This window comes from Amycolatopsis acidicola, assembly GCF_007713735.2.
Taxonomy (GTDB): Bacteria; Actinomycetota; Actinomycetes; order Mycobacteriales; family Pseudonocardiaceae; genus Amycolatopsis_E; species Amycolatopsis_E acidicola.
In genome coordinates this window covers 97,407-123,416 of record NZ_VMNW02000004.1, presented here as the reverse complement: position 1 = coordinate 123,416, position 26,010 = coordinate 97,407, and the positions used below count along the sequence as shown (strand labels likewise).

At 69.6% G+C, this 26,010-nt stretch carries 14 protein-coding genes, 1 tRNA gene and 1 pseudogene; 7 read left to right on the top strand and 9 right to left on the bottom strand.

Annotated elements, in window-relative coordinates; genetic code table 11:
• Positions 1-14: 14 nt before the first annotated feature.
• From FPZ12_RS04750 to FPZ12_RS04740, 3 genes are all read right to left on the bottom strand, one after another.
• Positions 15-1,661 (bottom strand): hypothetical protein, encoded by a 1,647-nt coding sequence (locus FPZ12_RS04750; RefSeq protein WP_144745714.1) that lies wholly within the window; start codon positions 1,659-1,661, stop codon positions 15-17.
• A gap of 84 nt (positions 1,662-1,745) precedes the next feature.
• A complete protein-coding gene (locus FPZ12_RS04745; protein ID WP_144745713.1) occupies positions 1,746-3,584 on the bottom strand; it encodes a hypothetical protein in 1,839 nt (612 codons plus the stop codon).
• A gap of 1,070 nt (positions 3,585-4,654) precedes the next feature.
• A tRNA-Arg gene (locus tag FPZ12_RS04740) sits at positions 4,655-4,728 on the bottom strand.
• Between the two features lie 491 nt (positions 4,729-5,219).
• Between FPZ12_RS04740 and FPZ12_RS45460 the strand changes: the two genes are divergently transcribed.
• Positions 5,220-5,375, top strand: a complete 156-nt coding sequence (locus tag FPZ12_RS45460) for a DUF6131 family protein (RefSeq protein WP_166462572.1) — start codon at positions 5,220-5,222, stop codon at positions 5,373-5,375.
• A 51-nt stretch (positions 5,376-5,426) separates the two neighbouring features.
• On the opposite strand, the gene FPZ12_RS04735 is transcribed toward FPZ12_RS45460, so the two are convergent.
• The gene (locus tag FPZ12_RS04735) at positions 5,427-6,164 is read right to left on the bottom strand and encodes an SDR family oxidoreductase (RefSeq protein WP_144745712.1); all 738 of its coding nucleotides are present in this window, start codon (positions 6,162-6,164) and stop codon (positions 5,427-5,429) included.
• Between the two features lie 71 nt (positions 6,165-6,235).
• On the bottom strand, positions 6,236-7,633 hold the full coding sequence (gene lpdA / locus FPZ12_RS04730; protein ID WP_144745711.1) for a dihydrolipoyl dehydrogenase: 1,398 nt from the start codon (positions 7,631-7,633) through the stop codon (positions 6,236-6,238).
• Between the two features lie 202 nt (positions 7,634-7,835).
• Between lpdA and FPZ12_RS04725 the strand changes: the two genes are divergently transcribed.
• From FPZ12_RS04725 to FPZ12_RS04715, 3 genes are all read left to right on the top strand, one after another.
• The gene (locus FPZ12_RS04725; protein WP_144745710.1) at positions 7,836-8,876 is read left to right on the top strand and encodes a LacI family DNA-binding transcriptional regulator; all 1,041 of its coding nucleotides are present in this window, start codon (positions 7,836-7,838) and stop codon (positions 8,874-8,876) included.
• 211 nt (positions 8,877-9,087) lie between these two features.
• Complete coding sequence (locus tag FPZ12_RS04720; protein WP_144745709.1) at positions 9,088-9,717, top strand: TetR/AcrR family transcriptional regulator; 630 nt, start codon at positions 9,088-9,090, stop codon at positions 9,715-9,717.
• A 70-nt stretch (positions 9,718-9,787) separates the two neighbouring features.
• On the top strand, positions 9,788-12,010 hold the full coding sequence (locus FPZ12_RS04715; protein ID WP_243769670.1) for an MMPL family transporter: 2,223 nt from the start codon (positions 9,788-9,790) through the stop codon (positions 12,008-12,010).
• A 214-nt stretch (positions 12,011-12,224) separates the two neighbouring features.
• Here the strand turns inward: FPZ12_RS04715 and FPZ12_RS04710 are convergent.
• Positions 12,225-13,271: pseudogene (locus FPZ12_RS04710) on the bottom strand (MFS transporter); the annotation flags it as partial.
• 384 nt (positions 13,272-13,655) lie between these two features.
• Between FPZ12_RS04710 and FPZ12_RS04705 the strand changes: the two are divergent.
• The 3 genes from FPZ12_RS04705 to FPZ12_RS04695 are packed head-to-tail and all read left to right on the top strand — an operon-like array spanning position 13,656 to position 22,593.
• Entirely contained in the window at positions 13,656-15,383 is a 1,728-nt protein-coding gene (locus FPZ12_RS04705; RefSeq protein ID WP_144745707.1) for a fatty acyl-AMP ligase, read from the top strand.
• Positions 15,368-21,733: a type I polyketide synthase gene (locus FPZ12_RS04700; protein ID WP_243769669.1), complete on the top strand. Its 6,366-nt coding sequence runs from the start codon at positions 15,368-15,370 to the stop codon at positions 21,731-21,733. Before FPZ12_RS04705 ends, FPZ12_RS04700 begins: the two co-directional genes overlap by 16 nt.
• Complete coding sequence (locus tag FPZ12_RS04695; RefSeq protein WP_166462571.1) at positions 21,730-22,593, top strand: alpha/beta hydrolase; 864 nt, start codon at positions 21,730-21,732, stop codon at positions 22,591-22,593. Before FPZ12_RS04700 ends, FPZ12_RS04695 begins: the two co-directional genes overlap by 4 nt.
• On the opposite strand, the gene FPZ12_RS04690 is transcribed toward FPZ12_RS04695, so the two are convergent.
• The 3 genes from FPZ12_RS04690 to FPZ12_RS04680 all read right to left on the bottom strand — a co-directional run bounded on the left by FPZ12_RS04690 (position 22,574) and on the right by FPZ12_RS04680 (position 25,856).
• Complete coding sequence (locus tag FPZ12_RS04690; RefSeq protein WP_144745705.1) at positions 22,574-23,800, bottom strand: MFS transporter; 1,227 nt, start codon at positions 23,798-23,800, stop codon at positions 22,574-22,576. The two genes, FPZ12_RS04695 and FPZ12_RS04690, sit on opposite strands and share 20 nt — an antisense overlap.
• Positions 23,801-23,966: 166 nt before the next feature.
• On the bottom strand, positions 23,967-24,629 hold the full coding sequence (locus FPZ12_RS04685) for a histidine phosphatase family protein (RefSeq protein ID WP_144745704.1): 663 nt from the start codon (positions 24,627-24,629) through the stop codon (positions 23,967-23,969).
• A 9-nt stretch (positions 24,630-24,638) separates the two neighbouring features.
• On the bottom strand, positions 24,639-25,856 hold the full coding sequence (locus tag FPZ12_RS04680) for a S8 family peptidase (RefSeq protein ID WP_144745703.1): 1,218 nt from the start codon (positions 25,854-25,856) through the stop codon (positions 24,639-24,641).
• Positions 25,857-26,010 lie beyond the last annotated feature (154 nt).

The following is a 26,010-nucleotide window of genomic DNA, read 5'->3' as shown; positions in this document are numbered from 1 at the left end:
TCCTGCCCCGCCCGTCATTCGAGCGGGGAACTCACCGGGACCACCGTCGCCTGCGGGATCCAGTGGCCGGGCCCTTCGCCGTACATCGGCATACCGGGGGCTTCCGGCTCCCCCGGGTACATCGGCATCGCGCTCACCTGCGCGGACGAGAACAGCTGCACGCTCTGCTGCGGCGCCGCCGTGCCCAGCCACTGGTGGAATCCGTCCACCGTCGGGCTTTCACCGCCGAAGGCGTCGCCGAGCGCGACCGTGTAGGTCACCGCCGTCTGCTCCCGCGGGTCGAACCGCAGCGGAACCGTCGACGCGGAAACGGTGTTGGCGAGCGGGCCGGTCAGCAACCACGGCGCGAGGTAGAGCCCGTAGGTGTAGGTCGGCGCCGAACGCTGTGCCTCGGCGGCCTGGGTCAGCGTCGAGGACGCCGTCGTCCAGCCGGAAACCACGACCAGCGCGGCGTTCGGCTCCGGCGTGTCCGTCAGCCGGATTCCTTGCTGCTGCGCCGAAGTACGCACCACGTCGGCCGACGCCACACCCCGGCGCGACGTGTCGCCGACGAGCCGGATCGCGTTGGCGTGCCGCGAGGCGAGGAAACCGACCAGCTTGCGCAGCGCGTCGGCGTCGTCGTCGGACAGGTAGTCCGCCGGGCATCGCGCGAGCGGCGCCTTGCGCCCGGCGACCAGTCCGCCCAGCGCGGCCGACGCGCATTCCGGCGAGTCCTGGTTGGTCACCACCGGCGCTCCGGAACCGGCGTCCACTTCGAACGACGCCGAACCCGAACCGTTCCCGAGGTCCAGATCGCTCCGCCCGGACGGCAGATCGACCTCCGCCCAGTAGCCCTGCGCACCGGCGCGCTGCGTGAGCGGCACACCGGCGATGCTCAGCCCGGCACCGGCCGACGCGGGCACGTGCACCAGGTTGCGGCCCGGTCGTTGTGGACTGACCAGCACCGGGATGTCTTGTCCACCAACGGAAGCCGTCGTCAGCAGCGGCACGCCGGGCACCGGCAGCACGGCCGGGGCGGGCAGTGCCACGAAAGTCGTCCACGCGAGGAACGCGACCACGATCCCGGCCGGCGCCCAGCGGCGGCCGCGCAGGAACACCACGACCAGCGGCACCACGACCACGACCACCAGCGACCAGCCGAACAACGTCTCGTACAGCCGCCGGTCGAACGCGACCCCGGACAGCAGCAGCTGACCCGCGCCGGCGACGACCAGCAACAGCCCCAGCGACAACGTCAGCGCGCCGTACCGCGGCGGCTTTTCCTTCAGCTGAGCCAAACCGAACCACGCCGTCGCACCCGCGACGTAGACCGTGTCGGCCGCGAACTCGATACCCGACCGGCCCATCGAGGTCTCCACCACGACCAGCACCAGCAACGCCAGCGCCACCCACCGCGCCACCGGCAGCTTGCGCGCGAGCAGCAGTGGCACGGCCAGCACGAGCACCGCGTGGATGACCGCGGCGACCACGTTGACGTCGAAGAAGATCGCCGAAACCGCGGCCAGCGCGGCGGAAACCCCGGCCAGCGTGAAACGCGGTTTCGCCTCGAACAGCCCGCCACCCGCGACGATGGCCGTCGCCAGCAACAGCGCCAGCCGCACCAGCAACGCGGTGACGTCCAGACTCACCGACCCGGTGGCGCCGTGCGTCCCGTGATCCATGACAAGCCCTTCTCGGGGAGGGCGGACAGCCGGCTTTTCGCCGCCTTGGCCGTGGCGAAACGCCGGCTGTCCGCGTTCAGGGGGTTACTTCAGGTCGGAATTCGAGACGACGAAGAGTTCGGAGTGCGGTTTCGCATTCCCGAAATCACCGTGCGGCCACGATTTCCGGTTGAAGTTGATGCCGACCTGTCCGGTGAACTCGTCGCGGAAATCCTGATCCACGGCCAGTTTCCCGTCCGGGCTCAGATCGACCATGTTCACCTTGTGGTCACCGTCCAAACCGGACCGTGCGACGAAGTAGTTCGACACCGCGAACCGGGAAACGTCGTTGGTGTCGTGGTAGTACCCGTCCGACCCGAGTGTGAAGTGGTCGTAGGTACCCCAGTGCGGCCCGGCGCCCGGGGTTCCCGGGTTGATGGCCGCGGCACCGGCCAGCGTCGGGAGGACCCCGCCACCGCCGTTCTGTGCCTGCTCCTTCGTCTGGATGCCGGGTCCGGCCCAGTTCGGGCCCTGCGCCAGCAGATTCTGGATGTTCAGCGTGTAGACGCCACCCACGGTGCCGGGGTCATCCGGCCCGAGCGTGCCCTTCTGCCGTCCGACGATCGCGTGGTAGAGGAACTTGTCGTCCGGGCTGGTCTGGATCCATCCCGCGTTCGAACTCGCTCCGACCTTGTCGTTGTTCGGCGAGAAGGCCTTGTTCGCGGCCCCGTCGTCGTACACCTCGTACCAGTGCGGCTCGGCCGCGGTGATGTCCGGCGTGTAGAACACCGCACCGCCCTGCATGGACTGGGCGAACGCGCCCTTGTGTCCCGGCAGGTTGGTGACCGTGGTTTCCATGACGGCGCTGTCCTCGCGGTACAACGGGTCGTAGTCGTTCGCCCGTGGACCGGTCGGCAGGTAGGAAACCGCTTTCAGCTTCGGGTTGTTCCGGTCGCTGATGTCCCACGTCCGGACGGTGGGTCGTCGAAGGTAGGGCGACGGTTGTTTGACCGGGTCGAGGATGATGTTTCTCGGCTCGGCGTAGTCGCTGGTGACGAGTGTGTTCAGATCCTCTCTGGCCTGGATGCCGTGCGGGTTGGCGCACGTGGCCTGGCCCAGTTGCGGCAGGTTGTCGCAGACCTTGGCGTTGTCTCCCTGCGGGGTCGCGGCCGAGGTCTGGGAGAGCACCTCGCCGTTCTGTCCGAAGTGGACGACTTCACCGGGACTGCCGGCGAACCCGTTGCTCAGCACCGTTTGCCCGTTGGCGTACGTGTACGGACCCGGCGCGACCGGGCCGCCCATGTACGTGCCGTAGGACGTGCCGTCCTTGAGCGTCCAGTAGGCGTCCGGCACCGAGCCGCCGAGCGTCTGCGTCGGCAGGCTGACGCCCTTGAGCTTCAGCTCCGGCAACGCGCTGACGTCGAACGCGTACGTGGCCGCCGCGAACAACGCTCCCGCGTAGACGGTGTCGCCCTGGTGCCACACGTACTGCATGTGGTGCGGTTCGTTCTCCACCAGGGGGCCGACGGTGGCCGTGTTGACCACCTTGCCGTAGGTGGACGAACCCTTGGTCGCGTCGATGACCGCCAGGAAGTCCGGGCCCGGCAAGGCGTTCTTCACCTTGTTCAGACCACCGGCGATGGTGCCCGGCAGGTTTTTGACGTCCTTGACCGCGGTGTCGGCGACGTTCTCGTCACCGGCCCACACCAGCAGCCATTCCTTGCGCTGCCCGCCCTCGGACTTGATCTGGTCGAGGTCGCCGCCGACCAGGTGGTTCTGCACCCAGTACTGCTTGCCGTCGGACGCCGTCTTCGAGTCGGTCTTGACTTGGACATCGGCGTACGCAGTGGTCGCGGACCCGGTGTAGGTAACGGCTCCCACCGCCAGCGCCACCGCGGCGCCGCCGGTCAGGAGCTTTCGCCATCTCGGCGATTTCAGGCGCATCGATACTCCGGTTCTCGGTTGCGGTTCCGTGCCCCCAGCGAGCACGGCTCTCCCCGGACCTCGCCGGGGAAAGTCGATTACGCGGTCAGTGCGCGCCCACTGATCAACATGAGGCGAGATGCTCTCGGGATTGCTCAATGGGTGTCAAACTCGTGTCAAAGATTGAGAATCACCCACAAGTGTGACTAGCCCAACCGGACAGAGCTGTGTAGACAGTCCCCGATGGACCCGAACGGCGTTTGCTTTGAGCGTCCAAAGTGGACAGATGCGCGTGCGAAGGACACCGCCGGGGAAGGCGTTCTCAGCGGAGTTCGTCGGTGGTGGGCCAGCGGCCACCGGTGAAGGAAGTGGCCCGGCAGCAAGCCGCTTCCCGCCTCACGACCTTGGGGGTTCCGTCAGCCACCCTTCGAGGCTGCGATGCCGCCCAAGCCCAACGGTTTCGAAGGCGTCCAACCCGTCCTCAGGCACGACGCCAAGACGTGCGAGCGCCTGCGGGACCGGAGCCTCCCGCCCAGGCAGGCCCACTATCCGCTCCATGAGGAGACCGAGTGCGAGCCTGCCGCGGTCCCAAACCGCTGTTGCCTGCAGAACGACGCCACCGAAGGAATCGACATCGAGGTAGGCGACGGGCCCTCGGCGGGACCACTCCGCCAGCACGCCGTCGAATCCACCGGGCAGCCGCAACCCGAGCGGGTTCCGCCCCGGTCGCCCGCCAGTGACGGCGTCGACAACTCGTCCGCCATGGGCATCAAGGTGTTTGGCCGCGGGCGGTCCAGAGGCGGTCGTCGCGCCGTCGCGGCGCGGGTTTTCCCGCCGCCGTTAGGTTGACAAGGTGCCCCGTCACCCCGGCCACTACGCTCCTACGTCGCTACGCGCCCCACTCCACGACCGGTCGCTACGCTCCCTAATCGCTCCGTGGGATGGACCGGTCGCCACACTCCCACCCGCCCCGCACGATGGGGGTCCGGGGACCTCCCCGGGCGGGGTTTGGGGGTCGCACCCCCAAAACAAAAAACAATGAACCGCCGAGGCCCGCGCTTTCGGCGGGCAGGGTCCACCCAAGGTTCGCGTGCCCCCGGCAGGATTCGAACCTGCGACCCGGAGATTAGAAGGCTCCTGCTCTGTCCTGCTGAGCTACGAGGGCGCTCGGCGCCGGTGACCACCGAGGGTCACCATGGGCCCTCAGTTTAACCAGCGCATTCTTCCTATCGTCGGACACGTGCTCAACGTTTCACCCTGGTTGACCTGCTTGTTCGTGATATGTGCAGGATTCGTGGGCCGTCGCGAACGGCGCAACGGTCTCGTCAACAGAGAGCAGTCAAGCTAGCCCGAAAGGGTGATGTCGGCGGTCAGCCGCAAGGTCTCAGCACGCCGCCGATCACCCTGGAACGGGTGTCGCGGGAGGGCATGGGCGTGCTGTGCATGGCACCGATTCTACCTGTGCGCCGTGCCGGCCGGGGCGGAACACCGGGACGGCCGGTTCCGGCGGCGGCCGCGAATGGCCTTGAACGCTCTTATCCGGTTTGGTGAACTCGTTTTCCGGGTATTCACCGTCACGAAAGTCCCCATCGGCCGGGTGCTCGCCGCGGTTCTTCTTCGACGCGCGGTGCCGGTTACCCGAAGGAGCTGAACGAAATGATCGTGCTGGGCGTCATCCTGCTCATTGTCGGTTTTCTGACCGGGATTTCCATCGTGTGGTCGATCGGTATCGCGCTTGTGGTGATCGGGGCGATATTGGCGCTGGTCGGACGCACCGGGACCAAGGTCGCTGGCCGCAGCCACTGGTACTGAGCGCGGCTTTTCCGCCAGCTCGTCCCGGGGCGGGAAAACCGTCCCTGGGCGTCATCCCCTGCCGATGAACGGCATTTTCGTGGCGGCGATGGTCATGAATTGCACATTCGCCGACAACGGCAATTCCGCCATGTAGAGCACGGCGGTCGCGACGTGCGCCGGATCGAAGGTGGGTTCGGGCCGGGAACTGCCGTCGGCCTGCCGTGCGCCGCGGCTGATTCCCGCGGTCATTTCGGTGGCGGCGTTGCCGATGTCGAGCTGCCCGCAGGCGATGTCGTACGGCCTGCCGTCCAGCGAGATCGACTTGGTCAGCCCGGCGATCGCGTGTTTGGTCGCGGTGTACGCCGCGCTGCCGGGCCGCGGGCTGTGCGCGGACACGGAGCCGTTGTTGATGATGCGGCCACCCTGCGGCTGTTGGGTTTTCATCAGCCGGACGGCTTGCCGCGCGCACAGGAAGGCGCCGGTGAGGTTGGTGTCGACGGTGCGGCGCCAGTCCGTCACGCTCAGCTCGTCCAGCTCACCCGGTGGGCCGAAAGTTCCGGCATTGTTCACCAGCAGGTCGAGCCGGCCCCAACGCCGGGAGACCGCCTCGAACAGCGCCGACACCTGGTCTTCGTCGGCGACATCCGTGGGCACGACCAGCGCCTCGCCGTCGGCGTCCGCGGCCGTCTCCTCCAGCGCGTCGCGCCGCCGTCCGGCCAGCGCCACCTGGTAGCCCTTGCCGAGCAACGCCCTCGTGATCACCCTGCCCAGACCGGATCCCGCCCCGGTCACCACCGCCACCGGCATTCTCGAACCTCCCGTGAAAAGGAAAGCCCCCGCGGCCTGCGAGAACCGCGGGGGCAGCACGAACCCCAGGATCACATGTTGATCATGTGCCCGGCGAGCCCGTGGATCGCTTCCTTGACGGCCTCACCCAGCGTCGGGTGCGCGTGCACGTTGCGCGCGACCTCGTGCACGGTCAGGTCCCACTGCTGCGCCAGGGTCAGCTCCGGCAGCAGCTCGGTGACGTCCGGCCCGATCAGATGCGCGCCGAGCAGCTCGCCGTACTTGGCGTCGGAGAGGATCTTCACGAACCCGCCGGGGTCCGCCAGCCCCTGCGCCTTGCCGTTGGCGGTGAACGGGAACTTCGCCACCTGGACGTCGTAGCCCTGCTCACGCGCCTGCTCCTCGGTCAGCCCGAAGCTCGCGATCTGCGGCTGGCAGAAGGTGGCACGCGGGATCATCGGGAAGTCCAGTTCCATGGTCTCCGCGCCGCCGATGGTCTCGGCCGCCACGATGCCCATGGACTCCGCCGCGTGCGCCAGCATCAGCTTCGCGGTCACGTCGCCGATCGCGTAGATGTGCGGCACGTTCGTCCGGCCGCGCCCGTCCACTGCGATGGCCTTGCGCGCGGTCAGCTCGACACCGGTGTTCTCCAGCCCGTAGCCCTCGACCCGCGGCTGGAAGCCGATGGCCTGCAGGACCTTGTCGGCCTCGAGGGTCTTCTGCTCGCCGTTCGCGGTGACCGTGACCTTCACCTTGGCGCCGCTGTCGTCGATGCTGTCGACGCGGGTGCCGGTGTGCACGGTGATGCCCAGTTTCTTGTACCGCTTCGCCAGCTCCTTGGACACCTCGGCGTCCTCCAGCGGCACCATCCGGTCCAGGAACTCGACGATGGTCACGTCGACGCCGTAGTTGTGCAGCACGTAGGCGAACTCGACGCCGATTGCGCCAGCGCCGGCGATGATGATGCTGCCCGGCAGGTCACGGGTGAGGATCTGCTCCTCGTAGGTCACCACGCGCTCGCTCAGCGACGTGCCCGGCAGCAGCTTCGTGGTCGCGCCCGCGGCGATGATGCAGTTGTCGAAGGTGACGGTCTCGGTGCCGTTCTCCGTCCGCACCTGGATCGTGTTGGCGTCGGTGAAGGTGCCGCGCCCGGTGTACTCGGTGATCTTGTTCTTCTTCATCAGGAAGTGCACGCCCTTGACCCGGCCGTCCGCGACCGACCGGCTGCGGTCGAACGCCGCGCCGTAGTCGAAGCGGATCTCCGAATCGGACGTGATGCCGAAGGTGCGGGCTTCCTTCGTCACCAGGTGCGCCAGCTCCGCGTTGCGCAGCAGCGCCTTCGACGGGATGCAGCCGACGTTCAGGCAGACGCCTCCCCAGTACTTCTCCTCGATCACGGCCGTCCGCAACCCCAGCTGCGCGGCCCGGACCGCCGCGACATACCCGCCGGGGCCCGCGCCCAGCACCACCACGTCGAAATGTCCACTCATAGCGCCCAGCCTAGGCCGGGGTTCACCCGGCAGACGTGACGGCCACTGCCGTTCGCGGCCACCGTCACGCCGGGGCCGGCGGCGCTACGGCGACCGAGTTCACCCTCGCTCGGATCTCAACCCGATCGAGTGCATCTGACCAGGCAAAACACGCGGAAGTCGATCTAGAATCTCGGGACGGCACCAAGGCGTGGGAGGAAGCATGGACACCAGGTCGCACGTGACGCTCGAAGAGGTCGCACAGGTGGCCAGTGTCTCGCTGGCCACCGCGTCCCGTGTGCTCAACGGCACCACCAACGTCCGCGAGGACCTGCGTGAACGCGTGCTCTCCGCGGCCACCAACCTGGACTACACGCCGAACGTCCACGCGCAGGCGCTGGCGGGTTCGTCCCGGCGCACGGTCGGCGTGGTCTGCCACGACATCACCGACCCGTACTGCGCCGCGGTGGCGCGCGGCGTGCTGCGCGAGGCCGATCGCAACGGCCTGCTCGTCATGCTGGCGAACACGTTCCGCGACCGGGAGCGCGAGCTGGAGTACGTCTCGATGCTGCGGGCGCAGCGCGCTTCGGCGATCCTCCTCGTCGGCTCCGGTTACGAGGACAAGGAGTGGGCGCGCGCGATGACGACCGAGCTGGAGCCGTACCGGCGCGGCGGCGGGCAGGTCGCCGTCGTGGGCAGGCATCGCAACCTCAAGGCCGACTCCGCGCAGCCGGAGAACAGGGCGGGCGCGAAAGCGCTTGCGGCGGCGCTGGTCGAACAGGGGCATCGGCGGTTCGCCGTGCTGGCGGGCCCCCTGAACCTGACCACGGTGCTGGACAGGCTGGGCGGGTTCGAGGAGGGCCTCGCCGAAGCCGGGATAGCGCTGTCCGAACGCGATGTGTTCGAGTCCTCCTTCGACCGCGACGGCGGGTACGCGGCGGCGAACGAGCTGCTCGCGGCGAAGCACAAGGCAACCTGTGTGTTCGCTGTGACCGATCTGATGGCGCTCGGCGCGATGACGGCGTTGCGCGAGGCGGGTCGCGCGGTGCCGGAAAACATTTCCGTCGCGGGCTTCGACGACATCCCCCTCGCGAGCGATTTGGCGCCGGCACTCACCACTGTCGCGCTGCCGCTGGAAGAATTGGGCGCGCAGGCGATGGAACTCGCGCTCACGGGTACACGGGGCGGGCGCAGTCGCGTGCGCCGGCTCTCGGGCGAGGTCGTACTTCGGGAAAGCACGGCGAAACCGCGCCGCCGACGCTGACCGGTTTGCACCCGGATTGGCCCAGACCTTTCGCCTCGAGCGGGTTCCTCCGCTTCGCTGAACGAAATTCGGCCATCCGGCGGAAAAAGGTTCTCGCGGAACGAGCAGATGCACGTGCGCGGGAAACCGGATGCGTCCGATCGACTGACAGTGTGCACAGGGTGTCGTAAAACGAAGCAGGGAACTGCTCTTCCGTGCCAACATGTCCGGCATGACTACGGCCTCCGAACCCCGCTGGCGAAGACTCGAGCCCGACGAGCGCAGGGAGCAGATCTTCGTCCGCGCCGCGCGCCTGTTCGGCGAACGCCCCTACGCTGATGTGTCCACTTCGGACATTGCCGCGAAGGCCGGGGTGGCACGTGGTCTGATCAACCACTACTTCGGCACCAAACGGGAGCTCTACCTCGCGGTCATCCGCCGGGCGGTCACGCTGCCCGCGCTCGAACTGCCCAGCCCGCAGGGCTCGGTGTCCGACCGGGCCGACGTCGCCGTCGGCTGGTTCCTCGACATGGTGCTCAGCCAGGGCAAGATGTGGCTGGTCGCCACCTCCGAGGGCATCGGCCACGACGCCGAGGTCGAGCAGATCCTGTTCGAGGCGGAGCGGAAGTCCGCCGACCGCCTCCTCGACGCCTTCGACGTCCCGCGCGACGAACCCGGATGGGACGAACTCAACGCCTTCGTCCGCTCCTTCGCCGGCATGGTGAAGACGGCCGGACGCGAATGGCTGCACCGCGGTGAGCTCAACCGCGACCAGGTGCACACTCTGCTCCACAAATCTCTGGTGACCCTCATCACCGATGTGTTCCCGACGGTCGAAAAGGCCGCGAGCACTCCCGGCTGAGCCGGAATCCCACGCCGGATGTGAGAGGGTTTCTGCCGTCCCGGTACCCCAGCGACGGCGAAACGCGATCATGGAGCAGGAGAAGCAGAGTTTCTCGGGCACGCTCGACCTCGGCCCGCCCCAGGGCCGCCTGCGTCGTCGGCTGCTGCCCGCGCTGCTCGTGGCCGCCTGGCTGGTCCTCGGTTTCCTCACGTTGCCGTTCCTGGGAAAGCTGAGCGAGGTCACGAGCAACGACTCCGCGTCGTTCCTGCCCGGCGGCGCCGAATCCACCGCGGTGCAGCAGCTGCAGGAGAAGTTCGCGCAGAACAAGTTGCTGCCCACGGTGATCGTGTTCGCCCGTGACGGCGGGCTCACGCAGGCCGATTCCGCGGCCATCGCGGCGAAGGCGGCGGAGCTCGCGCACGCGCCGGGCCTGGACGGGCAGGCCACGCCACCGATCCCGGCCGGGGACGGCCAGGCGGCGCAGGTGATCCTGCCGATTTCGGGTCAGGACCCGTTCCGTGCGGGCGAAGACGTCAAGCAGATCCGGCAGACGCTCCACACCGGGCTGCCCGACGGCCTGCGGGCGTACGCGACGGGGCCAGGCGGGTACAACGCGGACTTCGCCGAGGTGTTCGGCGGGATCGACGGGATGCTGCTGCTCGTCACGGCCGGGGTCGTCGCGCTGATCCTGGTGCTGGTGTACCGGAGTCCCCTGCTGCCGTTGGTGGTGCTGATTTCGGCCGGGCTGGCGCTGGGTTCGGCGGCCGCGCTGATCTACTGGCTCACCCGCCAGGGTGTGCTGACGCTGAACGGGCAGACCCAGGGCATCCTGCTGATCCTGGTGTTCGGCGCGGCCACCGACTACGCGCTGCTGCTCGTCGCCCGATACCGGGAAGAACTGCTGCGCACCAAGAGTTCCTGGGACGCCATGAAGATCGCGTGGCGGGCCTCGCTGGAGCCGGTCGGCGCGTCCGGTGGCACCGTGATCCTGGGGATGCTGTGCCTGTTGTTCAGCGAGCTCACGTCGAACCGCAGCCTGGGGCCGGTCGCGTCGATCGGTATCGCCGGCGCGCTGCTGGCCTCGCTGACCTTCCTGCCCGCGGCGCTGGTGCTGCTGGGCCGCGCGGCTTTCTGGCCGTCGAAACCGGTGCCGGTGAAACACCGCCGCGCCTCGCACGGGATCTTCGACGGCATCGCCTCGCTGGTCCGCGGAAAGCCCCGATGGACGTGGATCGTGACGACGCTCGTGCTGGCCGCCGGATTCGCGAACATCGGCGGGCTGTCGGCGAGCGGGACCTCACAGGAAGCCTTGTTCCTCAACGAGGTCGAGGCGGTCACCGGGCAGCACGTGCTCGCCGCGCACTTCCCCGGCGGCACCGGCAGCCCGGCCGTGATCACCGCGAACGCCACTTCGCTGCCGCAGGTCCTCGCGGCCACCACGGGCACCAGCGGGGTCGTGGTCGCCGCGCCCACAATGGACGGCGACCGGGTCAAGACCGTCGACGGAAAGGTGGAAATCTCAGCCACTTTGCGGGATCCGGCGGACTCGGCCGAGGCGTTGTCGGTGGTCGGGAAGCTGCGGGACACCCTGCACGCGATCCCGGGCGCGGACGCCAAAGTGGGCGGGCAGACGGCGCAGCAGGAGGATCTGCTCGCCGCGGCGACCCGTGACCGCGACACGATCATTCCCATCGTGCTGGTCGCGATCTTCGTGATCCTCGCGCTGCTGCTGCGTTCGCTGGTGGCGCCGGTGCTGCTGATGGCCACCGTGGTGCTCTCGTTCGGCGCCACGCTCGGCGTGGGCGCGATCATGTTCGACCACGTCTTCCACTTCCCCGGCGCCGATCCCGCGATTCCCTTGTACGCCTTCGTGTTCCTGGTCGCGCTGGGGATCGACTACAACATCTTCCTGATGACCAGGGCCAGGGAAGAGGCCGAGCGGGCCGGCACCGCCACCGGCACGCTGACCGCGCTGAAGGTGACCGGCGGGGTCATCACGTCGGCCGGCGTCGTACTGGCCGCGACGTTCGCCGCGCTGTCGGTGATCCCGGTGTTGTTCCTGGCGCAGATCGCTTTCCTGGTCGCGTTCGGGGTGCTGCTGGACACCTTCATCGTGCGCTCGCTGCTGGTGCCCGCGCTGGCCGTGGACACCGGCCGGTTCATCTGGTGGCCGGGGAAGCTGGCTCGGCGGCCGGAACCTCCGGAGCCGCCGAGGCAGCGGGCCGCCGCAGGAACAATGCCGCGCCGGCGCCCAGCAGGCTCACACACGCCGCGACGAGCAGCGCGGCCCCCATCCCGTCGAGGAAGGTGAGTTTGCTCAGCACGGAAACGGCGTGCGCCACGGCCGAGCCGACGCTGCCCTCGTCGAATCCGGGCGGAACCAGGCCCTGCGCAAGGAAATCCCGGCCCGACTCCACGTGCTGACCGAACGTCTCCGGCAGCCGGGCTTGTTCGATGCGCGCGGGCAGCGACGAGGAAATCTGCCACGACATGACAATTCCGACGCCCGCGACGCCGAGCACCCCGCCGAGCTGGGAAGCGATCTGCTGCAGGGCCGACGCGGTGCCCGCGGCTTCGTCCGGCACCGCGCCGATGATCGCTTCGGTGGCCGCGATCGTGCACAGTCCCGTGCCGGCGCCGACAAGGGCGCCCGGGTAGAGCAGATCGGTGAAAGTGGAATCGACGTCGAGCAGTGTGAGGCTGGTGAGCCCCGCCGCGACCAGTGCCAGGCCGCCGGAAACCGGCCAGCGCGGCCCGAACCGCTGCGCCAGCAGGCCGCCGACCGGCGCGGCGAGCACCACGACGCAGGTGGGCGCGAGCATCCACGCGCCCGCGGTGACCGGCGGCATGCCGTGCACGTTCTGCAGGTACAGCGTCAGCAGGAACAGCAGGCCGAACACACCGAAGGAACTGACGGCCACCATCGTCGCGCCCAGCCAGACCGGCCTTTTCGCCAGCAGCCCCCGGACGACGCCCTTCGTCCGCTTCGCGGGCCCACGGGATTCGGCGACCGCGAAGTACGTCAGCGCGATGGTGATCACCGCTACCGGAACGTTCAGCGCGAACACCGCGGGCCAGTCCAGGCTCTGCACGATGACGCCGCCGATCACCGGGCCGAGCCCGATGGCGAGCGCGTTCGCCCCGCCCCAGACGCCCAGCGGCAGCCCCAGTTTCTCGACCGGGAAAGCGTTGCGCAGCACGGCGAGCGCGGACGGCTGCAGCAGCGCGCCCGCGATTCCCTGCACGGTACGGAAAATCACGAGCGCCCACACGCTGTGCGACAGGGCGAGCGCCAGCGACGCGGCACCGAACAGGCCGACGCCGAGCACGAACGTGCGGCGGCGCCCGAAGCGGTCGGCCAGTCTCCCCGCCGGCAGGAGAACGATCGCCAGCGCGACGAGATACGCGTTCGCGATCAATTCCAGCTGACCGAGCGAAGCGCCGACGGATTTCGCGATGTAGGGCGCCGCGATGGTGGTGACGGTGCCGTCGAGGCCGACCATCGCGCCGCCGAGCACCGCGGCGAGCAGTGTCGGCCACGGCCGCCCGGTCGTTCCTGGTGCGGATTTCATCCGGCCAAGCATGACAAGGCTTTATACAAGACTCACGGCGGGCTGGGCTAGGCTGCCCCCGCGCACCTTCCACCCCAGTCGAATATTTGTCACTTTCCTGACCGTTCAGCGCTCGCTCGCACGAGGTATGTGGCCAGATCTCCACGGTTGCGAGACAGAGCGTGAGAACACCTTGCGCGCTGTTGCCAGCCTGGCTACCGTAAGGCCCGCTCGTCAGCCGATCGCGTGAGCGCACTAGCCTCACGGACGCTGTCGCCGGGGTTACGCCGATGGTTTCCCCGGTGCAACAAGGCTTCTACGGCAACGGCGCCCGACGCTCCCACGAGCAGTTCCGTGTCGTGAGCACCGCAGGCTCCAACTACTCATTGTGTGGGTGAAAAGCAGATGTCGCTGGTAGAGCGCCGTCCGGGTCAGACGGCGGTTCCGGCCGGGCTCCGGCCGTTGACCACCTATCTGTTCGAGCGCGCGGAGTCCACTCGCCCCGCCTTCACCTTTCTCGACTATGCAACGGATCGTGACGGCACCGAGCACACGCTGACCTGGGCGGAACTCGCCGCGCGGGTGAATTCGGTCGCCGCCGAGCTGAGCCGCGTGACGGCGCGTGGCGCGCGTGTTGCCGTTCTGGCACCGCAGGATCTCACCTATGTGACAGCCTTCCTCGGCGCGTTACACGCGGGATGTGTTGCGGTGCCGCTGTTTGCGCCCGAGGTGAGCCAGCACGGCGGGCGGCTGGTGAATGTACTCGCGGACTGCGCGGCCGAGGTGTGGCTTACGTCACGCGGCGCGCTGGAGGACGTGCGCGCGCTCGCGGAGCAGAACCCGGTGCCGATGCCGAAGCAGATCATCGCGGTGGACGAACTCCCTCAGGCGGAGGATTTCCAGGCGCCGCAAGTGGATCTCGACGATCCGGCGTACCTGCAGTACACCTCGGGCTCCACCAGGGACCCGGCCGGGGCGGTGATCACGCACCGCGGGATCACCGCGAACGCCTGGCAGGCCAAGGCCGGGTTCGGGCTCGACGAGAGCTGGACGTTCGCCGGCTGGATCCCGTTCTTCCACGACATGGGACTGGTCCAGCTGCTGGCCGAGCCGCTCTTCTCCGGCGGGCGCTCGGTGTTCATGACGCCGTTCAGCTTCATCATGCGGCCCGTCCGCTGGCTGCGGCAGATGTCGAATGTCCAAAATGTCCTCTCGGCCGCGCCCAATTTCGCCTTCGACTACGTGGTCAAGAAGGTGAAGGAAGAGGAGCGCGCGGGACTGGACCTCTCCGGCGTGCGCGTCGTCATCAACGGCAGCGAGCCGGTGCGCGACACCACGATCGCCGAGTTCGCCGAGGCTTTCGGGCCGTACGGGTTCGCGCCGGAGGCGCACCGCCCGTCGTTCGGGCTCGCCGAAGCCACCGTGTTCGTCACGAACACCGGTGAAGAAGGCCCCACCGTCACGAGCTTCGACCGCGCCGCGCTGGCCGAGGACAGGGGCGTGACGGTGGAGCCGGGGACGCCGGGCGAGCTGAGGCTTGTCGCGGCGGGCCGTCCGGTCGGTCAGACCGTCCACATAGTTCACCCGATCGAGTGCACTCCGCGCGGCGAGGGTGAGGTCGGCGAAATCTGGGTGAGCGGGCCGAACGTGGCGACCGGCTACTGGCGCCAGCCGGAGCGCACCGAAGAGACCTTCGGCGGCACCCTCGCGGGTGAGGCGGGTACCTTCCTGCGCACCGGTGATCTCGGCCTGGTGCACGACGGCCTGCTCTACATCACCGGCCGGATCAAGGACCTGATCATCATCGACGGCAAGAACCACTACCCGCAGGACATCGAGGCCACGGTGCAGGAAGCGCATCCGGCGATCCGCCGCGACCACGTCGCCGCGTTCGCGATCCGCGACGAGTCCGGTGTGGAGGGTGCCGCGGTGGTGGCGGAGTACTCCCGCAAGGCCGGCGAGGGCGAACTGGACGAAAAGGAGATCTCGCGCGCGGTGCGGCGCGCGGTCTCGGCCACGCACGACGTGAAACTGCGCGGGTTCAAGCTCGTGCCGCCAGGCGGCGTGCTGCGCACATCGAGCGGCAAGGTGGCGAGAGCCGCCACGAAGCAGAAGCATTGGGACGAACCGTGACCGGCGCCGACGAGCTGCGGGACTGGCTCGTCGGGCAGGTGGCCGAAGCCTGCTTCCTCGACGAGGACGAGATCGACCCGGCGCGCCCCCTCGACGAGTACGGACTGTCCTCACGCGACGCCGTGGAGATTTCCGGGGCGCTGGAAGAGTTCCTCGACACCACCCTGCCGACCACGCTGCTGTGGGACCACCCCACCATCGAACGGCTCGTCACCGCGCTGACCGAAGAGTCCCCTGTGGACGAAAAGCCGGAATCGCCCGCCGACGAGTCCGATCCGATCGCCGTGGTCGGCCTCGGCTGCCGGCTGCCCGGCGGCGTGCGCGGCCCGGAGCAGCTCTGGCAGCTGCTCACCGAAGGCAGGCACGCCATCAGCGAGGTGCCGGCGGAACGCTGGGCGGAGTACGGCGACGTGCCCGATGGCACCACCCGCTGGGGCGGCTTCCTCGACGACGTCGCCGGTTTCGACGCGGAGTTCTTCGGGATCGCGCCCCGTGAAGCGGCGCGGATGGACCCGCAGCAGCGGATGCTGCTCGAGGTCGCGTGGGAGGCGCTGGAACACGCCGGAATCCCGCCGGAGTCGCTGCGCGGCAGCGAGACAGGCGTCTTCGTCGGCGTCAGCGGCACCGAGTACGGTGCCCGTTCCATCGCCGATCTGTCCGCTGTGGACCCTTGGGTCGGCACGGGCGCCGCGCTCTCGATAACTGCGAACAGGCTGTCCTACGTGCTGGACCTGCGCGGGCCGAGCATGGCGATCGACACCGCGTGCTCGTCCTCGCTCACGGCCGTGCACCTCGCCGCGCAGAGCCTGCGCTCGGGCGAGAGCGAAGTGGCGCTCGTGGGCGGCGCGAACCTGCTGCTCGGCCCCGGCGTCACGGCCAGCTTCGACGAGATGGGCATCAGCTCGGCCGACGGGCGCTGCAAACCGTTCTCCGCCGACGCGGACGGCATCGCGCGCGCGGAGGGCGCGGGCGTCGTCGTGCTCAAGCGGCTGTCCGACGCGCAGGCGGCGGGCGACCGCGTGCTGGCGCTGATCCGCGGCTCCGCCGGGAACTCCGACGGCCGCTCGAACGGGCTCACCGCGCCGAACTCGGAGGCGCAGCAGGCGCTGCTGCGCACGGCGTACCGCCAGGCCGGAGTCGCTCCGTCCGATGTGGACTACGTCGAGGCGCACGGCACCGGCACCCTGCTCGGCGACCCGATCGAAGCCAGGGCGCTCGGCGCGGTGCTCGGCGCCGGCCGGGAGCGCCCGCTGCTGATCGGTTCGGTCAAGTCCAACCTCGGTCACCTGGAGGCCGCGGCCGGCATCGTCGGGCTGATCAAGACCGTGCTCGCCCTGTGCCACGGCGAGATCCCCGCTTCGATCAACTACACCGCGCCGAACCCGCACATCCCGTTCGAAGACCTGGGGCTGGCGGTCGCGGCCCGGCCGACGCCGTGGCCGGAGAAGGCGCGCCCCTCCATCGCGGGCGTCTCCGGCTTCGGCTTCGGCGGCACCAACGCCCACGTCGTGCTTTCCCAGGCTGCTTCCGAGTCCACTGTGGATTCCCCGGATGGCATCCACCGGTTCCTCCTCGGTGCCGAAAGCGACGAGCGCCTGCACGAGTACGCGGAGCAGCTGGCGAGCTGGGCCGGGACCGGCGCCGGACGACTGGCCGACATCGACGCGACGCTCCGGCGGAGGCTCGGCGGGCGCCGCCGGACGGCCGTGGTGGCGCGCAGCCACGAGGAGCTGGCCCAGGGGCTTCGCGACCTCAAGCCCACGGGCGTGTCCGAAAGTGGCACCGGGACGGTGTTCGTGTTCTCCGGCCACGGTTCGCAGTGGGCGGGAATGGGCCGAAGGCTGCTGGGCGAGGAGCCGGTCTTCGCCGCCGCGATCGACCGCCTCGACCCGCTGATCAAGGCCGAAGCCGGGTTCTCCTTGCGCGCCGATCTCGAAGCCGGGGTCGAGGCGTCCACAATGGACCACGTCCAGCCGCTCGTGTTCGGCATCCAGCTGGCGCTGGCCGATTTGTGGGCGCAGCACGGCGTCCGGCCGGACGCGGTCATCGGGCATTCGTTCGGCGAGGTGGCCGCGGCCGTCGTCGCCGGCGCGCTCACCGAGGCCGACGGCGCCCGCGTGGTCGCGTTGCGCTCGCGGCTGCTGGCTTCGCTGGCGGGCGACGGCGCGATGGCGTTGCTCGAAGTCGGCGCCGAGGAGGCCGCCGCACTGGTCGCGAATCTGTCCGAAGTGGACGTCGCGGTGCTCACCTCCCCCGGCCAGACGGTGATCGCGGGTAACGCCGAGCAGGTCCGCCGAGTCGTGTCCGTTGTGGACTCTCGCGGCAAGCTGGCGAAGCTGATCAAACTCGACGTGGCCGCGCACTCGCCGATCGTCGACGGGGTCACCGGTACGCTCGCCGAGGGACTGGCCGGGCTGAGCGCGAAGCCGCCTTCGATCACGTTCTACAGCACGGTGCTTGACGGCGTTCCCTCCTTCGATCCGGAGTACTGGGCCAAGAACCTGCGGAACCCGGTGCGTTTCTCCGCTGCCGTGGACGCCGCGAAGCACGACGGCTACCGGACTTTCGTCGAGCTGTCGCCGCATCCCGTGCTGCGGCACGCGTTGCACGACAACGTCGCCGGTGCGCTGGTCCTGTCCAGCCTGCGCAACTGCCCGGACGAGACGGCGCATTTCCACGGCCAGCTCGCGGCGTTCGAACTCGCGGGCCAGGCGGACGCGCCACGCACGGGCAAAATCATCGACCTGCCGACAACGCCCTGGCGTCACGTCCGGCATTGGCTCCAGGCGCCGGCCCCCGTCGCCGCCGGGGAACACCCGCTGCTGGGCACGCACGCCGAGCTGCCGGACGACGGAAAGCACCTGTGGCGGGCGGAACTCGGCACGGCCGCGCATCCGTGGCTCGCCGACCATCGCCTCGACGGACGCCCGGTGCTGCCCAGCTCCGCGTACCTGGAAATGGCGTCGGCGGCAGCGCACAGGGTGTTCGAGACAGAGCAGGTCACGCTGCGCGGCGTCACGCTGCACCGGCCGCTGACCCTGCGCGAGCAGACCTCGGTCACCACCACTTTCACCCCGGGCGAGCCCGGCCGTGGCAGCATCCGCGTGCACACCAAGGCGCCCGACGGCACGTGGCAGTTGCACGCCACGGCCGAGGCGGAGGCCGCGCACCCGGTCGGGGCCGAGGACTGTGTGTCCGAAGTGGACGAGGACGAGTTCGCCCCGGTGTCGACCACGGACGTGCACAGCCAGCTCGCCTCGCTCGGCCTGAGCTACGGCCCGGCCTTCTCCGGCATGCGCAACGCGCGCGCCAGCACGCGCGCGGGCGACCACCGGCTGCGCGCGGTCGCCGAGGTGTCTCTGCCGGAGGCGGCGCCGAAGCTTTCGCGGCTGCGGCTGCACCCGGCGTTCGTCGAGTCCTGCCTGCAGGTGTTCGCCGCGGCGCTGTTCGACCCCGATGCCACCGAGGTGCGCATCCCCGTCGAGTACGGCACGGTCCGCTGCGGCGGTGATCCCGCGCGCGGCGTGCTGGTGCACGTGTCGGCCATCGAGCACCCGGATCGCGCCGGCTGGATCGGCGAACTGCACCTCGTCGACGAGCAGGGCCTGGTGCTGCTGGAGATCAACGACGTGTTCGTCCGCGCGGCGGGCCACGACGAGATCGCCGCGCCGCTGACCGGAAAACTCCTCGAAGCGGCCTGGCGCCCGACCCCGCTTCGGGCCGGGGGCAAGCCCACCGGCCCGTTGCTCGTGCTCTCCGAGCAGACCACCCCGCTCGCGGCGGCGCTCGGCGCCATGCAGGGCGGGTACGACGCGGAGATCGGCGCCGAGACGGTGCTGTTCGTGTTGCCCCGGCGCGGAAGTCTCGCCGACGCCGAGCGTGCTGTCCTGGCGGTCGCGAACGCGGTGCGGCGGATGGTCGAAGCCAGGCCGCCGCGCCTACTGCTGGTCACCACCGGCGCGTTTTCGGTCAGTCCTGGCGAAGTCGCCGAACCCGCTTTCGCTTCGCTGCGCGGTCTGGTGCGGGTGCTCGCCTGTGAACACCCCGAACTGCGCGCGGGCATCGTCGATCTCGATCCACTGTGGACGCCCGAAGAGGCCGCCGCCGCGCTGCGGCAGGAGGTCGCCGCCGGCACCGAGGACGAGGTGGCCTGGCGCTCGGGCACCCGGCACGCGCGCCGGCTCGACTGGGTCCCCGAAGCCGCCGCGGGTCCGGCGGTGGTCCGCCCGGACGGCGGGTACGTGATCACCGGCGGCCTCGGCGGGCTGGGGATTTTCCTGGCGGGCTGGCTCGCCGAGCGCGGCGCGGGCAAGATCGTCCTCAATGGACGGTCCGAGCCGAAACCCGCCGCGCGCGAAGCGATCGAGGCCATCACCGGGACCAGGATCGAGGTCGTGCTCGGCGACATCGCCGAGCCGGGCGTGGCCGAAAGGCTCATCGAAGCGGCCGGTCCGAACGTGCGCGGGGTCATCCACGCCGCCGCGGTGCTCGACGACAGGACGACCACCCGGCTCGACGCCGATACCCTGCACAAATCCTGGCTGCCCAAGGCTTACGGCGCCTGGCGGCTGCACGAGGCCACCCGTGACCTCGACCTGGACTGGTGGATCGGCTTCTCCTCCGCCGCCGCGCTGCACGGCTCCCCCGGACAGCCCTCGTACGCGGCAGGGAACGCCTACCTGGACGCGCTCGTGGAAATGCGGCGCGCGCAGGGCCTGCCCGCCACGTCGATCGCCTGGGGCACGTGGGCCGAGATCGGCGCGGCGGCCGCGCTGGACATCCCGTGGCTGCACCCGATCCGCCCGGCCGAGGGCATCGAGGTGCTGACCGCCGCGATGGGCCGTGACCTCGTGCACGTCGGCGCGCTCCGGCTCAACATCCCGCGCCTGGTCACCGCTTTCCCCCAGCTGACGACGATCCCGTTCTTCAGCTCGCTGCTCGGCGACCACGCGCCGGCCACGGACGACTGGCCCGGCGTCGCCCGGCTGCGCAAGCTCCAGCCGGAGGCGGCGCGGGCCACGGCGTCCGCGCAGCTGCGGTCCCGGGTCGCGTCGGTGCTCGGGTTCAGCAAGGAGCGGCTCGACGTCACCTCGCCGCTGTCCGGGCTCGGCGTCGATTCCCTGCTGGCGGTGCGGATTCGCAACGCCGTGCAGCACGACTTCGAGCTCTCCCTGCCGGTTTCGTTGCTGTTGCGCGGCGCGAGCGTGGCGGAGACGGAGCAGTGGCTGTTCGACGAGCTGGGGGTCGGCGGCGGCAGTGTGCCGGTGTCCCCGGCGAAGGTCGGGCCACGCGACGCGGCCGAGCGGCTCGTGGCGAGCGCCTGGCGGGACGTGCTGGGCGAGGAAGTCGGGGTGACACAGGACTTCTACGGTGTCGGCGGTGATCGTAAACGCGCCGAGCGGGTCACCGCGCTGCTGACCGAACGCAGCGGCCGCGAGCTGACGATCTCCGAGCTGTTCGAGCATCCGACCATCGAGCGGATGGCCGCGCACCTGCGCGAGGACGAACACGGCGGCTCGCCGCTGCGCGTGCTGCGCGGACAGGGCAGCAAGGCTCCGCTGTTCTTCTTCCACCCCGGAGGCGGCGACACGGGGGTGTACGCGCAGCTCACCCAGCTGCTCGACCCGGCCGTCCCGGTGTACGGATTCGATCGCCTGGAAGGAATTTCCGCGGTCGAGGACAGGGTGCGCGCGTATCTGCCCGAGCTACGGGAGGTGCAACCGCACGGGCCGTACCGGCTGGCCGGCTGGTCCTTCGGCGGGTTCCTGGCGTTCGAGATGGCGCAGCAGCTGCGCGCGGCGGGCGAGCAGGTCGAAGTGCTGGCGCTGATCGACTCGATCATCCCGCTGCCGAACGAAACCGGACTGTCCGATGTGGAGTTGACCGAACTGCGTTTCGAGCGGTTCGGCGATTTCCTCGAAGCCAGCTACGGGCGCAAGATCGAGCTGCCGTACCAGCTGCTGGCCAGGATGGACGACGAGGGCCAGGTACAGGTCGTCGTGGACACCATGCGCGCCGAGGGGCTGGTGAACGGCGCGGTCAGCGACGCGATCCTGAACCACCAGCGAACGTCGCTTTTGGACACTCGTTCGCTGGAACGGTACACGCCTCGCCGCTACGACGGCCCGGTGTCGTTCTTCAGCGCCGCCGAGCAGACGCCGGGCGGGCTGCGGGACCACCGCTTCGACCGGCGTGACGAGGCCAGGGGCTGGGACGAGGTGTGCCCGGACCTGGATGTGATGTCGGTGCCGGGGCACCATCTGTCGCTGCTCGACCCGCCGCACGTGGACGAGATCGGCAAGCGGCTCAACGGGATCCTGGCCGGTACGAGGCTCGGCGTGGCACGGTGAAGGTGCTCGCCGAGCAGGTCGAGGGACGGCTCCGCGAGCTGCGCCTGCACTCCCCGGCGCTGGGACGCGAGGTCTCGGTTTCGATCTTGACGCCGAGCGGCTGGCGGCCCGAACTGCGGTACCCGGTGCTGTACCTGCTGCACGGTTCCTCGGACGACAACCAATGCTGGACAAAGCACACGGACATCGTCGAGCGGACGGCCGACGCCGGTTTCCTGGTGGTGATGCCCGACGGCGGGCGTCTCGGCTTCTACCACGATTGGCAGGTGCCGGACCGCCAAGGCACCGTGCCGCACTGGGAACGGTTCCACCTCGACGAGCTGATGCCGCACGTGGAAAGCGCTTACCGCGCCTCCGACGTGCGGATGGCGCTCGGCATCTCGATGGGCGGTTTCGGCGCCCTGCGGTACGCGATCCGGCGTCCCGGCCTGTTCCGTGCCGTGGCGTCGTTGAGCGGGCTGGTGCACCTGACGCGGCCCGGGATCGGCGGCCTGCTGGCGCTGCTGTCGATCCGCGAGGGGCTGCTCCCGGGGCGGATCTGGGGCTCCCGCAGGCGGAACTTCGCCAACTGGGAGGCGAACGACCCGTTCCTGCACGCCGCGGAGCTGCGCGGCACGCCGGTGTTCCTGTCGGCGGGCGACGGGAAGAAGCAGCCGGGCGAGGAGACGGTGCCCGGGATGGGGCGGATCGAGCGGAACTCCCGCGCCGCCAATGAGGAGTTCGCGGAGCGGCTGCGCGCGGAAGGTGTGCGGGTGACCACGAACTTCACCGGTGGCACGCATTTCTGGGACACCTGGCGCAGCCATCTCGACACGGTGTGGCCGCACGTGCGGACGGTGCTCAGCGAACCGACCGGATAGGCAGCACCAGCACCGCTCCGGCGAGTGCGATCGCCGCGGCGACGAGGTACAGCACGGTGTAGCTGTGCAGCAAGGAAATCAGCCCGCCCGCGATCAACGGCGCCAGCGCCTGCGACGCCGTGTTCGCCACGTTCAGCACGCCGAGGTCCTTGCCGCGATCGGTCGCCTTGGGCAGCACCTGCGTGATGAGGGCGGCGTCGATCGCCGCGTATACGCCGAAGCCGAGGCCCAGCACGGCCGCGGCGGCGATGGCGGCAGGCCAGGACGGCCAGATCGCGAGAATGAGCATCGCCACCGCGATCACCGCCGAAGCGGTGACGACAAAGGGCTTCCGCCGCCCGCTGCGATCCGACCACCGTCCGGAAAGGACACTCGTGACCAGGATGCCCACGGTGTAGACGACTGTCAGCACGAACACGCCGTCCTCCGGTTTCCCGAGATGCACGGCGTCGCGGAGGAAGTACAGCAGGTACAGGGTGGCGATCGCGTTCGCCAGCTGGATCGCCAGCCGGGAGATCGCGGCCCAGGCGAAATCCGGGTAGCGGCGCGGGCTGATCCAGAATCCGGCGAAGAACCGCTTGAGCCGCAACGGCTCCCGCTCGCTTATCCGAGTGTCCTTTGTGGTCAGGAAGGGCAGCGTGAGCACCACCAGCAGCACCGCGAGCGTCACGTAGCCCGCTGTCTGCCCCGGCACCACCTGCGTCACCAGGAGCACGCCGAGCACCAGCCCGAGCGGCCCGGTCAGCCCGACGAACCCCGAGACCACCCCTCGCTGCCGCACCGGAACCTGGTCCGGCACCGAGGCCGTCAGGCCCGCGAACATCGCGTTCTGCGCCGCCTGCGCGACCATCCAGCACAGCGCGACGCCGAGCACGCTGCCCTGCGCCGCCTGCACGCACAGCACCACCGCGCACACGAGCGAGCCGCCGAGGATCCACGGCTGCCGCCGCCCCAGCCGGGCCGTGGTGCGATCGGAGAACGCGCCCGCGAGCGGGGCGGCCAATACCGAGACGATCGCGGCCGCCGCGGTGACCAGGGCGAGGCTGGATTCCTTGTGCGCCGGGTCGATCCGCTCGATCTGCACGGGCAGCAGCACCTGCACCGGGGCGAGCACGACCACCCAGAAACCCAACACCGCCAGGGAAATCCGCGCGATCCAGCCGCCGCCGACCGGGCTGTCCGGCTCGGCCACCACGCCCGTCGTCATGCGCCAGGAGGGTACCCGGCCGACGACGCACGGGCGACCGCGCCCGGCGCGCACCTTTTCCCGGGGATGGCAGGAAAGGTGCGCGCCACGGTATTTCCTTGTCCTGGAGGGACAATCCCGGACGGCCGGCTCGCGCCCCCCGGGCCAGCCGGACGTCCGGGAAGCTTCAGCGGTAGGTGAGCAACCGGGCCGCACCGCCCTCGAAGTGCGGATGCTCGTTGAACGACAACAGGGTCACCCCGCCGCGGCCGGTGACCAGCTTCGTGATGCCCGCGTTCACGGTCACGCGGTTGAGCTTCAGCAGGCCGGCCTCCGGGGTGCCGAGCAGCACCCCGGCGAGCGTCCCGATGACGCCGCCGGAGGTGAACACCACCGCGTTCTCTCCCTTGCGCAGCACCGAAACCAGCTCGTCCAGCGCGCCGCGCACCCGGCCGAGGAACGCCGGCCAGGTCTCCGCGCAAGGGCTGTCCTCCCCCGCGCCGACCCAGTCCGTGAGCGCCTTGTCCAGCACGGTCTGGTAGCTGCGCGAGTCCATGGCGCTCTGCGGGACGCCGCCGCCATGGTGTCCCACCACGTCGACGTGGTCGTACTCGTTCCAGCGCGGGTCTTCTTTGGCCGGGGTTTCGGTGCCCAGCCAGTCGAGCACCGTCTCGGCCGTCTTGCGCTGCCGGGCCAACGACCCGGAACGCGCTTCGGTGAAGCGGACTCCGCGGCGCAACAGCTCCGCTCCGACCACCGCGCCCTGCTCGACACCGAGCCCGGACAGGCGGTCGTAGTCCGCTTCACCGAAGGAAGCCTGACCGTGTCTGATCAGGTAGATCGCACCCATTCCCGCAGGTTATCCCGCCGAGCCCGTGAAAAGGAGCTTGTTCGGAGTGCCCTCGGTCGCATTCGAGATCTTGTCGGGCGTCGCCGACGAGGTGAGCGCGTCCGAAACCTGCGCGGGCGTGGCGTCCGGGTGGTCGGCCAGGTACAGCGCGGCCGCGCCGGTCACGTGCGGGGTGGCCATCGAGGTACCGCTGATGGTGTTGGTCGCGGTGTCCCCGGTGCCCCAGGACGAGGTGATGTCCACGCCCGGCGCGTACAGGTCCACGACGCTGCCGTAGTTGGAGAAGCTGGCCTGCTTGTCCGTCTTGTCGCTGGCGGCGACGGTGATCGCCTCCGGCACGCGGGCCGGCGAGGAGGTGTCGGCGTCGGCGCCCTCGTTGCCCGCCGCGACGGCGAAGGTGACGCCCTTCGCGATCGCCCCGGACACGGCCTGGTCGAGCGCGTCGTCCTGGCTGCCACCGAGGCTCATGTTGGCGACGGAGGGGCCGCTGTGGTTGTCGGCGACCCAGTCGATGCCGGACACGACCTGCTCGGTGGTGCCGCTGCCGTCGGCGTCGAGCACGCGCACCGGGACGATCTTCACGCCCTTGGCGAGGCCGTACTCGCTGCCGCCGATGGTGCCCGCGACGTGCGTGCCGTGGCCGTTCTCGTCGTTGGGGTCGTCGTCGTTGTCGATGAAGTCCTTGCCACCGGAGACGCGGCCGCCGAAGGTCTCGTGCGTCGAGCGGACGCCGGTGTCGATCACGTACGCGGTGACGTTGTCGGCCTTGGTGCTGTAGGTGTACGACGAGTCGAGCGGCAGGTCGGCCTGGTCGACCCGGTCCTCGCCCCAGGACGGCGGGTTCTGCTGCGTGTCGGAGACGTGGAAGATGTGGTTCTGCACCACGTACGCGACGTTGCTGTCCGCGGCGAGGCGCTTGGCCTCCTGCTCGTCCGCGTGGATCGAGAAGCCGTGCAGCGCGCTGGAGAAGGTCTTCGACAGCTGGGCGCCGTACTTGCCGACCAGGTTCTGCGCCGCGGAGAGGATGTCCGCCTTGACCTCGCTCTTGGGCGTGAAGTCGCGGTTGGTGCCGGTGTCCTTCAGCACGACGAGGTAGCTGTCGGTAACAGCTCCGGCCGTGCCGGCGTCGCGGATCTGGCCCTCCTGGGCCTGCGCGACGGCGGTGCTCGCCCCGGCGATGGCCGCGGCGGCCGCGCCGATCGCGAACAGCTTGCGTGAGTTCCCCATGGACTGTCCTCCCCACACGATCTGGTGACAACAGCTATGCAAACCCGCCGGTAACCAGGGGAGCAATGATTCACAGTTACCAGTACTCACCCAAATGGGCGAGTGGTGACCGGCCTGATCAACTGGCGGCGGACCGCGCGAGACGGGTGGCCGT